Raw genomic sequence first — 11,260 nt, 5'->3', positions numbered from 1 at the left:
ACCGTAAAATTGCTAACTATCGCAATCGTGTTTAGCAATTTGAACTAAAGCTTTTGAGAAGTAACTGTCGAATATTTATTACTTTTCAATAATTCTTCAAATTCTTTGGCTGGCAAAGGACGACTAAACAAATAACCTTGCACTTCATCGCAGTTGTGCTGCATTAAAAACTTTAATTCTGCTTGTGTTTCTACCCCTTCAGCAACTACTTTTAAATCAAGCTGATGTGCCATTTCAATAATTGTTTTGGTAATTACGGCATTAGTTTTATTGCGATCTATCTCGCTAACAAAACAGCGATCGATTTTTAAAATATCAAAGGGGAATTGTTGTAAATAACCTAGTGAAGAGTACCCCCTACCAAAATCATCAAGAGCAATTTGAATACCAAGTTTTTTGATAAAGTTCAACCTTTGAATATTAACTTTAATATTTTCTACTAAGATTTGTTCGGTTAATTCTAGTTGTAGAAATTTAGCTTCTAAACCCGAATTCATTAACAGGTGAGAGAGTTTGTGAAAAAGATTTAATTGCTTAAATTGGCGACCAGATAAATTAACCGCAACTTTAAGCGAGTCAAAACCTCGTTCGTGCCATATCTTAGTTTGCCTACAAGCTTCTTCTAATACCCATTCGCCAATTTTTTCTATCAAACTGCTTTGTTCGGCAATTGGAATAAATTTATCTGGAGAAACTCTACCTAATTTAGGATGGTTCCAGCGTAAAAGAGCTTCCATACCTAAAATTTTATTATTTTTAAGCTCTATCTTTGGTTGATAGAAAATTTCTAATTGTTCTTGTTCTATAGCATGATGTAGTTCCGCCTCCAAAAACAGATTGTGAGAAGCTGATGAAGAATTTAGAGCAAAAGCATTGCTATAGAATTTATACTGGTCGCCTCCTTGTTGTAAAACATGTTTCATAGTGTTCTTGGCTTGTTCGATTAATTGTTCCACTTCCATGCCGTCTAGAGGATACAAAGAAATTCCGATACTAGCCGTTAAGAAAATTTCTTGTCCATCGATAACCAAAGGTCGTCGTAATTCTTCAATAATGTTTTGAGCTAAGTTTCCAGCAATTTGTTTTTGGTCGATGTCTGCCAGCAAAATTACAAATTCACTTTGTTTTAAGCGAATAATTGAAGATTCTCGATCGCAATGATTTTTGCATTGAATAAATTTATCTACAACTTTGCGTATCAAAAAATTAACGCGATCGCTACTCAAAGAATCGTTAATTCGTTGAAATTTATCCAGATTAATATAAATAACGGCGACTTGTTGTATTGGCGATTGAAGTGACTCTACTGAAGGCAATTCACTTTGTTCTAAATCGTATTGCTCATTTAGTCCAGTAAGTAAATTTTCAAACAGATCGCGTAAAAATAACTGATTGGGTATACCCGTTAAATTATCTTGGTAGACATTCAAATTTTCTTTAGAAAATTGTCCGATCGCCTGCTGCAATGATTTTCTAATTGCCAGCTTCTCTCGATGTTTATTTAATGCCATTTTGATTGCGGCATTTAGTTCTGCAACTTTGTAAGGTTTGAGAATATATCCATATCCGCCCGTAGCAACTGCTTGTTCTATGGTTTTTTCATCAGCATAAGCAGTTAAAAAGATAATGGGTATATCATTGTTTTCTCTAATTTTAGCCGCCGTTTCAATCCCGTTCATTTTACCTTTAATAGCAATGTCCATTAAGATTAAATCGGGTACCAGTGTTTTTACTTGTTCTAGTGCGGCTTGTCCTGATGAAACAACTTTTTCAATTTTGTAACCGCTTTTTAGCACGTCTCTGGCAATACCTTTGGCAATTAACAATTCGTCTTCGACAATTAAAATTTTAGTATCGTTCATAACTATCAGCTAGCTTTCAAATTATATTTAGTTTTTTATAATTTAAAAAAAGTAAACTACAGCAGTACGCATTCAAATTAAGACACTTATTACTTACGAACAATATAATCAACTCGTCCTAACTAATTAACATACTGCGCTCCATTGTCAATTATTATTCTGTTCGCGTTCATACACCCAATTGTATTGTTTAAATAAGCATTATGGTATCGTAAAAATACGTACATAATAAAGCTTACAACTAAACAACCAATCATAAAAAATACTAAATACCTTTATATTTGTAAATGCTCGAAAACAATCTGCCAAAAAAACACAATAGTTGATATTACTTACGAACAAAGTTAATTGATAGTTCGCTATCTTTATTGTTAAATTAGAGAAAAATTTTGTATGAATATTTAAAATTTAAATGAAATCAATTAGTATTCTAATTGTTGAAGATGAAATTATCGCTGCAAAAAGTTTGGCGCACGATCTAAAGCGTTGTGAGTATCAAGTTGCAGGGATTGTTGATTCGGGAATCGAAGCAATGAACAAGGTGGCAGAAGCTCAACCAGATTTGATACTAATGGATATCGTATTAAAAGGTCAGATAGATGGTATCGATACTAGTAAAAAAATTCAAGCTGCTTACCAGATTCCCATAATTTATCTAAGTGCTTGTAGCGATCGCGCCACCTTAAAAAAAGCGAGAGAAACCAAACCCCAGGGCTACATTACCAAACCGTATCGACGTGAAGATCTTAAAGCAACCATAGAAAGTGCTTTACAGCAGAGCGAGCCTGTTAAATCTAACTTGAAACGTATAAGACGTAAAGCTAAACTTGCCAAACATAAAGTCAAACAAATTGCCCAACAGAAATTTAATATAACTACTTTAAGCGATCGCGAGCGTCAGATAGCAAGAGAAAAATATCGCGATCGGCTTCCTCAGCTATCTAAAGAAGATGCAAAAATTGTTACAACGCTTCAACAAAAAGGAGTTTATGTATCTTCTCTACCAGAATTAAGATTGCCTCACACCAAACGATTTGTTAAAGAAATAATTGTTCTACACCCCCATCTTTATACACTTTCTCATCTCAAAAATTGGCGAGCGGGTATACCTTCAATGCGTAAATTCTTGCATACTGAAATTTTGTTCTGGGGGTTGGGAGAGCGATTATTAGATATTGTAGAAAACTATATCGGTCTGCCTTTAATGTTTCACGGTGTCGATCTCAGGCGAGATATTGCCGATGCTCCCATAACCGATGCCAGACAGTGGCATTTAGATATTGATGACGAACGCATGGTTAAAATCATCGTCTATCTCAACAATGTGGGTATTGCTGGAGGTCCTTACGAATATATACACCCCTCTTTTACCGAACAAATTATTAGTTCTCTAGGCTATACAACGGGGTTTGTTAGCGAAGAAGCTATGGCTGAAGTTGTTCCGCCACAGAATTGGAAAACCTGTGCTGCCAAAGCAGGAAGCATCATTATTACCGATCCTTGTAAAGTTTTTCATCGGGCAAAACCAGCCGAGCGCAATCGCTACTCAATTACTTTTGGCTATACATCTACAATGCCCGAAATATCTTTGAGTGAATTTAAACTTTCCCCAGAAGAGTGGAAACGAGTAACGCCTAACCTAAGCGAACGTCAGATTGCTTGTTTGCAGCGAAGCAAATGAACAGCTTTCCCAAATACCATCATTAGTAAAAATCACGCATATCAAAATTTAATTTGAGAAGTTAAGCTCGTAGCGTAAATTTTAAGTTTGCGTATTTTATAAAATATTTTTTAATAGCTATATGAAACTTACTCGGTTGTTAATATTAAGTTTACTTATAAGCACATCTATATTAACTTCTACACAACAGAAAGCATTAGCCCACAGATATTGCGAATCTTATCTAGACTGTCATCAAAAACCAGAAGATTTAGAAAAAGTTGATTATTGGACTAACTATTTTTTTAAACTATTACGTCCAGAAATGCGTAATAAACGAATCAAAATCCATCATACTCTCTATCGTCGTGAAAGAGCCGAAATTCGCAGAGTTGTCAATAAAGTTATCTATCAAAGTTGCCAGCGACCTCATATAAACCATTACTATCTATTATCCGAACGAGAAAAAGAGCGTGAAAAACGCGAACGGTGGCGGCGTTTAGATCGTCGCGAAACAATTAGAAACAGGATTAGAGACACTCGCGATTATTATTGGGATCGATACTATTATTACGATGATGAATTGTTTTGGGACGATGAACTATGGGAAGAAGGTTACTACTGGGATCGGACTGAAGACTATTTTTTTGAGGGCTTGTATCGAGACTTAACCGATGCGGTATTTTATGCCCGTCATCCCGAACTATCGCGTCGCGTATCTAGAAAATCGACTATGAACTGGTCGGGAGAATGGAGCTTTATTCGCCAACATTTTGCCGACTACGAGTACGAACAATTTTTAAAACAGCATCTAATTCCCGTTTGCGAGCGCGACGAATATTATAAGTAGCGATTTTAATAAAAGTTTTGGGAACTCTATTAACAATGTTGCTTTGTTGCTTGCCAAATCGAGGGTTCGCTCTTGAATTTTTATAGTAGTCGAGCGAGCTAGTTTAAGTTGAAAAGATAAAGGAGGCTTACTCCCATGACTATGCCCAATTTTTTGGTTATTGGTGCGGCTAAAGCAGGGACGACTGCTCTGCACGAATATCTCCAACAGCACCCGCAAATTTATATGACACCGACTAAGGAAACTAATTTTTTTGCTTTTGAAGGTGAGAAGATCGATGTTCGAGGTCCTGGAGATGAAGCTCTTAAAAATTTTTCAATTACCGAATTGAGTAAATATCAAGCAGAATTTGCAGGAGTTACCAGCGAATTAGCAACAGGAGAAGCTTGCCCCTCTTATCTTTACTTTCCTCAAGCAGCAATAAGAATTAATAACTATATTCCCGACGCTCGTTTAATTGCTATTCTGCGTAACCCTGTAGAAAGAGCTTATGCTAATTTCTTACATACAGTACGAGACGATCGCGAACCCCACCAAAATTTTGCTTTAGCATTGGAAGACGAACCAACCAGGATCGCCAACAATTGGGAATGGTTCTGGCACTATATTCAGCTTGGCTATTATGGAGCGCAACTAAAACGCTACTACGAAATTTTTGCCCCAAGCCAAATAAAAGTTTACCTGTACGAAGACTTAAAAGAAAATCCAGTCGCACTGTTTCAAAACATTTTTCGCTTTATTGAAGTTGACAATACTTTTGTTCCCAATATGGCTTTGCGTCCTAACAAATCGGGAATGCCCAAAAATAAATTGTTCCATCAATTATTAACCAAACCCAATCCCCTCAAAACTTTGCTCAAACCTTTATTTCCCGCTAAAATGCGGCAAAAAATTCAGCATAAAAACCTCAATACGCCGCAAATTGCTCCCGAAGTAAGACAGCAGCTAATCGATCTTTATCGCCCAGATATTTTAGAGTGTCAGGATTTAATCGATCGCGATCTATCAGCTTGGTTAGTGGGGAGTGCAGTATGAAACCAAAAGTATGGCATTTAATTGGCGATAAGCGAGCGGGTGGTTCCAATCATCTAGTCAAACAGCTAATTGCTTCACCCTTACAAAAACAGTTTGACTTTTCAATGTTGCGACTCGAAGCGGCTAAAGTCGAGTTAAAAACTTCTAAACCAGATGTAATTATTTTTCACTATCCTTGCGCTTGGAAATATCTATCCGCTCTTTGGTTACTCAAACGGCATAGCAAAATTTATATCTGCGATCATCATTACTGTCAGGGATTTGAAACAGAGCAGGTTAGTTCTAAGTTACGTTTTAGAACTATGTTGCGTTTGGCATACGGATTGGCTGATGGCGTAATTAGTATTTCACAGGCGCAACGAGAATGGATGGTAAGTAACTGGTTAGTTTGCTCGAAGAAAGTAAGAATTATTTCTCCAGCTACTAAAATTGCCAAAGTATTAAAAATTCCCGATCGCCATCCCAGTCAACCTTTAAAGCTGGGTGCTTATGGTCGTTTTGCTCCTCAAAAAGGCTTTGACATATTATTGCAGGCATTTGCAGCTTTACCGCCAGAAAAATTCCAGCTTTGTTTGGCAGGTTACGGACAAGACGAAAAATTAATTAAAGATTTGGCAAAAGATTTACCTCATGTTCGCTTACTGGGCGCAATCGATAATATAGCTAGCTTTTTAGCCAACAGCGATGCGATAGTTATCCCTTCTCGTTGGGAACCCTGGGGTTTAGTTTGCTTGGAAGCTAAAGCTGCTGGTAAACCAGTAATTGCCTCAGATATAGATGGTTTATCAGAACAGATGCGAGATTGTGGCTTGTTGGTTCCTCCTAACGATATCGAACAATTAAAAAATGCGATCGCATCCTTACCCCAACAGAATCTAGCCGTCTGGGGTAAAGCTGGTAGAACTTCGGTTACAGATGTTTGGCAAGAATTTCTGCGTAATTGGGAGGTATTTTTAGGAGATGTAACTAAGTGAAAAGCAATATATTTCGCGGATTTAGATCGCGCCTCCGAGAGTATCGACTAAAAAAAACCAACAGCACTTTTACCCGCAACTTGGGCTGGCTGGGACTTTCTGGCGCGGTAATTCGAGTCACCCGCTTGCTGACTACAATTGTTCTGGCGCGGTTTCTCACTCAACACGACTACGGCTTGGTAGCGATCGTTCTTACTACTAACGATATCGTGCGGGTATTTACTCGCAATGGTATTGGTACGCGATTGATTCAAGCCAAAGCCGAAAATGTCTCACAACTAGCACAATCTGCTTATTGGCTCAATTGGGTTATTGCGATCGCCCTATTTGTCATTCAGTGTATTGCGGCTTTTCCTCTAGCTTGGTTTTATCGTGACGAGCAGTTAATTTTGCCCATCTGCGCTATGGCGTTTAGTTTGTTGCTAATTCCTCACGGTTTGGTACAGGCAGCACTAATCCAGAGAGAAAATCGACTTAAAGCGATCGCGCTGGTAGAAATGGTTCAGTTTTCTACCGATAATGTATTATCACTAATTTTTGCGATCGCGGGTTTGGGAATGTGGGCGATTATCTTACCCAAGCTACTGGTACCCCCAATTTGGGTATACATTATGCTCAAAAATCATTCCTGGCGACCAAAACTCAAGTTTACTACCGTAGGCTGGGGCGATCTACTCCGTTTTGGACGTAATGTTCTGGGAGTAGAACTATTAAATAATTTACGAGGCAATTTAGATTATTTAATTGTCGGACGCTTTCTCAGCATTGATGCTTTAGGCGTTTATTATTTTGCTTTTAATGCTGGCTTGGGTATCAGCCTGGGGATTATTACTTCTATCAAAGCTGCTTTACTGCCTCATCTTTGCGATGCACGTGCCAATATAGTTCAATTCAAACAAAGATATTTTGGCAGCATGAAAACTGTTGCTCTAATTATCGTGCCAATGGTATTATTGCAATCTAGTCTCGCACCTATATACGTACCTCTCGTTTTCGGTGAAAAATGGATTTCTGCTATCCCCGTACTGATTTTAGTTTGTCTGTCGGCTATTCCTCGTCCTTTTGCCGACTCTGCGTCTCAGTTACTAATTGCCGTAGATAAACCCCAAATAGACTTATATTGGAACGTTATTTTTACTACGTTATTTAGCCTGAGTTTATTAATTGGCGTTTACTGGCAGAGTATTGGTGTTGCAGCTACGGTTTTATTAGTTCATGCTGTCTGTCTGCCTTTATTTACTATTTGGGCTACGCGATATGTATTTAAAAGACTGTCCAAGACATAAACTATACCTTGTTCGATTATTGCTTCTGCTAGTTCCCTTGGAAAATCTTGATTAATCTTTTAGTCACAAACAGTCTTTTATAATCATTCCAATTAATTTCCCTATAGTAGATACAGCAATTTTCATATCAATTAAGTACAAATTTAGACCAAACGAGAATCGCTGAACCCCGGGTGCCTAGTGCCTGACTAATCCAAAGTGTACCTAATCCAACTAAAAATTGCTGTATGTATTGGTAACAGCTTTAAATATTACTTGCTACTTTTTCCATAAATCGTCTGGTTACTATTTGGAATGACTATAAATCCCTAAGTCTATAAATTCCCAAGATTTTCCCGCTCGGCTAATTACTTGCTAATTGCTACTTTTGTATTCATTGTGCGAAGTAGAATATTCGGCTTCCTGAGATTTACTCGACTGGGTCTGCTCTTCAGAATCGCTTTCGAGTTCGGCGTGCATTTTTACCGATTTTTCAAGTTGCTGTGCTTCACGCTTAAATTCAGTTTCAAATTCTTTGGATGCATCTTGGAAACCCCGAATTGCTTTACCCAAACTGCGTCCAATTTCAGGTAGTTTCTTAGGTCCAAAAACCAATAATGCTACTACCATAATCAAAGCCATTTCTGGTAAGCCAATGCCAAAAATATTCATACCCTATCCTATATCGTTAGAAGTATTCATCGATATTATGACAGAAAAAATCCCCGATGTACGGGGATTGTCTTTGATGTTTTCACGTTTTCGAGTTCGATAATCTAATTCCCAAAATTATTAAGTCAAGCTGCGCCAATCAACATTAACTCCTTCTAGTAGTAGAGAAGAGTTGTACAGTTGCAAAATAATTAACAGAAAAACTAAAAATAAGACCATGAAAACACCCATTAAAGGCGTTGTTCCCCAACCAGGGGAAACTTTACCATATTCCGAATTTAAAGGTTTGAGAAGATTTCCCAAACGAGTTTCTTGTGCCATAGTTTACCAATAATATATCTAAGCTAATTTTTGTAAGGACGCTGCTTCGCCTTATTAAAGCAAAGCTTGTGCCGTTCGTAATCTTCTGTAATATTATATAGGAAGAGTAAACATAATTTATACAGCTTATGGAACCTGCAACAGTTCTTATTATCAGCATTGGGGCAATATTAATTGCCGTAACTGGATTTTCTATTTATACTGCTTTTGGTCCACCATCAATAGATCTGAGCGATCCTTTTGAAGATCATGAGGATTGAGCTAAAATAGCAAGTATTTTTATGCTTCATAGCCATTTTACAGAAGCAAGTGCAACCGCCAAACGCTACAACTCTTAAAAAATAGTCAAATAAATAGTTCGATCGCGCGATCGTCTGGTTAACTAAAAATTGTATTTTTTAAAGTTTATTAGAGTGAAAAATGACCAAACTACGCAATATTTTAATCGGGGCTGGTGTTGCCGCTGCGGGTGCTATTGGTACCAAAAAAGCGGTAGACTATTTTCGCAATCGTGGCAAAGAAGAAGTTGTAGATGAGAGTCAAGGTGATGTAGAATCGACCGCCCCCGATGAAGTGGCTTATGTTAGTGTCGAACCCGATTCGGTTAAAGATTTTCTCGATAAAAGCTTTGGCAGTCCAGGACGTTATGTTCCCACTCGCGCCCCCAAAATTTTTGAGTATCAAGATGACCAATACATGGTGATTTGGGCAGAAGACACGCAAAAAAATAAAAACCAAATGATGGCTTTTAAATATACCGATGCAGGTCGTCAAATGGTAGCTAGTGTTGGCTATACCAAAAATGAAACCGACTATAATCTCAACTTGGACAATACGGACTTTGCCGTAGAAGTTAACGGTAAAAAAATGACCTCTGGTCAGGGTTCGACTGGCGGTACTAGCGAAGTTGATTTTGTTTTAGCATAGTTTCCAGTCAAAACTATAAAAATTAGAAAATTATTGATGTATAGATCGCCACCAGTTATTTTTAATTGGTGGTTTTTTGTCAGGTACGAGTTTGAGTATAGCAAGCCAACTATAGGTTAGGACATTATAGTTTTATTCAAAAGGCAACAAGCAATGGCGAATAGTTAAAATAATTTTGACGGGTGTTATAGTCATTCCAAATAGAAACCATACGATCTCCAAAAAAAACAAGTAGCGAGTAGCAAGTAATAATCAAACCTCTTATTAATACATATTTACCACAAAGAAATTAATGGGAATGACTATAATCTTTACTCCGATGCTATTTTCAAAAGATAAAAACTAGCTGTAAATCCCATTCTTGAGATTCTTGGCGAACTAATACAATTTGTTTGAGAAACTCACGAAAATAAAATCGTCTTTCTGACTCTGAAAGATCGAGCCAAAATTGATTTAAAGCTACTGCTTTTACGGTTTCTTGTAAATTGACTGGGGGTAGCCTGGCTGTTTTCGCTTTAAGATCTGAAATTTCTGTTTGCAATTTATAACTGCGAATTAATGCAGTTTCTCGGTCTAAAACTTCTGCTGCAATTAGTTCTGGGATTTTAGCTAATATTTCCTGTTTTTGAGTAATCTTTTGGACTATTTTTTGCTCGATATTTTTAGGATTGGGTATATTCAATTTGGCAACAGCCAAAGGTAATTCGAGACAAATTTTAGCAATAGTTTGTTCGAGTATTCGCTCGTAAACGATCGCTTTACATTTTGGTTTTTGAGGACATTGATGACAGCGGAGATAGAGATATTCCTGCTTTTGGTGATGTCTGGTAACGCGAGTTATGTTCATCACATACTGACACTGCTGACAGACAACCAATCCTGCGAGCGAACGAGGTGCGCTAGCACTATGAGAAGCAAAACGACTATTGCGACGTAACAAGCGGTCTATTTGCGCTGCTTCTTCGCGAGAAATAATTGCCGCGTGGGTATTAGAAATAACTTCATCAGTTTTGTACTTTAAGTCACCTCGATATACGGCATTAGTGAGCCAACTGCGACCAGTAGAAGGAGAGATTTTTTTACCGTATTTGCGGTCTAAATATCTTACAGCCCCCCGTAAAGAACCAAACAATAAAAATCTTTCAAAAAAGTCTTTGACTACGGGTGCAGTGCTTTTATCAATAATATATTTATCTTGTCCGCGACGATAGCCATAAGGTGCTTTGCCTGGTGGTGGCAATGCTTTGAGACGATTGCGAGCGTGTCCTCTTTTGAGGCGATCGCGGCTTAAATTTTCTTTAACTATTTGTAATAACTGAGTTAAATTAATTAGCTTTTCCCGACTATTTTTTAACTCTAACTCAGACAAATTATAGTCTTGTTGCGTAACGATAATTTCAATTTCTAATGATTCTAATAAAGTAAGTCGCTCGCCAATGGCGGTAAAGTTTTCTCCCAGTTCTTCCAGGCGACGAATTAATAAATAATTTGGTGCTTCTGCTTGACAATCGGCGATTAATTGCTGTAATTGCTCGCGATCGCCAATGTCTTGATAGACTCGATCTACTTCTAATCCCCAGATATTTTTGTCTGGTGGTGATTCTAATAAAGGGTCGCTATAGAGATAGGCAATGATTTTCATATTGGATTATCTAGCTTTTAGCGGTCGTTTATAATTATTTATAAATTACGAA

At 37.5% G+C, this 11,260-nt stretch carries 11 protein-coding genes; 7 read left to right on the top strand and 4 right to left on the bottom strand.

Translation table 11 applies throughout. From position 1 onward, the window contains the following. Nucleotides 1-44: 44 nt before the first annotated feature. Complete coding sequence (locus tag KV40_RS22610; protein WP_036486226.1) at nt 45-1,862, bottom strand: EAL domain-containing protein; 1,818 nt, start codon at nt 1,860-1,862, stop codon at nt 45-47. Nucleotides 1,863-2,274: 412 nt separating this feature from the next. Here KV40_RS22610 and KV40_RS22605 point away from each other — a divergent pair, with 412 nt between their 5' ends. The 5 genes from KV40_RS22605 (at nt 2,275) to KV40_RS22585 (ending at nt 7,667) form a co-directional block, all read left to right on the top strand. Then, the gene (locus KV40_RS22605; protein ID WP_052055838.1) at nt 2,275-3,543 is read left to right on the top strand and encodes a response regulator; all 1,269 of its coding nucleotides are present in this window, start codon (nt 2,275-2,277) and stop codon (nt 3,541-3,543) included. Nucleotides 3,544-3,664: 121 nt separating this feature from the next. Beyond that, the gene (locus KV40_RS22600) at nt 3,665-4,372 is read left to right on the top strand and encodes a hypothetical protein (protein WP_036486224.1); all 708 of its coding nucleotides are present in this window, start codon (nt 3,665-3,667) and stop codon (nt 4,370-4,372) included. A gap of 135 nt (nt 4,373-4,507) precedes the next feature. Then, nucleotides 4,508-5,407: a sulfotransferase gene (locus KV40_RS22595; RefSeq protein ID WP_036486222.1), complete on the top strand. Its 900-nt coding sequence runs from the start codon at nt 4,508-4,510 to the stop codon at nt 5,405-5,407. Beyond that, complete coding sequence (locus KV40_RS22590) at nt 5,404-6,381, top strand: glycosyltransferase (RefSeq protein ID WP_036486220.1); 978 nt, start codon at nt 5,404-5,406, stop codon at nt 6,379-6,381. The genes KV40_RS22595 and KV40_RS22590 overlap by 4 nt, the downstream gene beginning before the upstream one ends. Then, nucleotides 6,378-7,667, top strand: coding sequence for a lipopolysaccharide biosynthesis protein (locus KV40_RS22585; protein WP_253274355.1), 1,290 nt, complete (start codon nt 6,378-6,380; stop codon nt 7,665-7,667). Before KV40_RS22590 ends, KV40_RS22585 begins: the two co-directional genes overlap by 4 nt. Before the next feature lie 354 nt (nt 7,668-8,021). Here KV40_RS22585 and KV40_RS22580 read toward each other — a convergent pair whose 3' ends face one another. Further along, nucleotides 8,022-8,318, bottom strand: a complete 297-nt coding sequence (locus tag KV40_RS22580) for a TatA/E family twin arginine-targeting protein translocase (RefSeq protein ID WP_036486219.1) — start codon at nt 8,316-8,318, stop codon at nt 8,022-8,024. 120 nt (nt 8,319-8,438) lie between these two features. After that, nucleotides 8,439-8,639 carry a photosystem II reaction center phosphoprotein PsbH gene (gene psbH, locus KV40_RS22575; RefSeq protein WP_036486218.1) on the bottom strand — a complete coding sequence of 67 codons (201 nt, stop codon included), beginning with the start codon at nt 8,637-8,639 and terminating at the stop codon, nt 8,439-8,441. A 128-nt stretch (nt 8,640-8,767) separates the two neighbouring features. Between psbH and psbN the strand changes: the two genes are divergently transcribed. Together psbN and KV40_RS22565 are read left to right on the top strand one after the other, a co-directional pair. Beyond that, on the top strand, nt 8,768-8,899 hold the full coding sequence (psbN, locus tag KV40_RS22570) for a photosystem II reaction center protein PsbN (RefSeq protein WP_036486217.1): 132 nt from the start codon (nt 8,768-8,770) through the stop codon (nt 8,897-8,899). Between the two features lie 160 nt (nt 8,900-9,059). Beyond that, nucleotides 9,060-9,566, top strand: coding sequence for a hypothetical protein (locus KV40_RS22565; protein WP_036486216.1), 507 nt, complete (start codon nt 9,060-9,062; stop codon nt 9,564-9,566). A gap of 328 nt (nt 9,567-9,894) precedes the next feature. Here the strand turns inward: KV40_RS22565 and KV40_RS22560 are convergent, their stop codons facing one another. Further along, nucleotides 9,895-11,208 carry a recombinase family protein gene (locus KV40_RS22560; RefSeq protein ID WP_036486215.1) on the bottom strand — a complete coding sequence of 438 codons (1,314 nt, stop codon included), beginning with the start codon at nt 11,206-11,208 and terminating at the stop codon, nt 9,895-9,897. Between the last annotated feature and the right edge of the window lie 52 nt (nt 11,209-11,260).

Origin of the sequence: Myxosarcina sp. GI1 (genome assembly GCF_000756305.1) — a bacterium.
Classification (GTDB): Bacteria; Cyanobacteriota; Cyanobacteriia; order Cyanobacteriales; family Xenococcaceae; genus Myxosarcina.
This window is presented reverse-complemented; position numbering and strand designations above follow the sequence as displayed.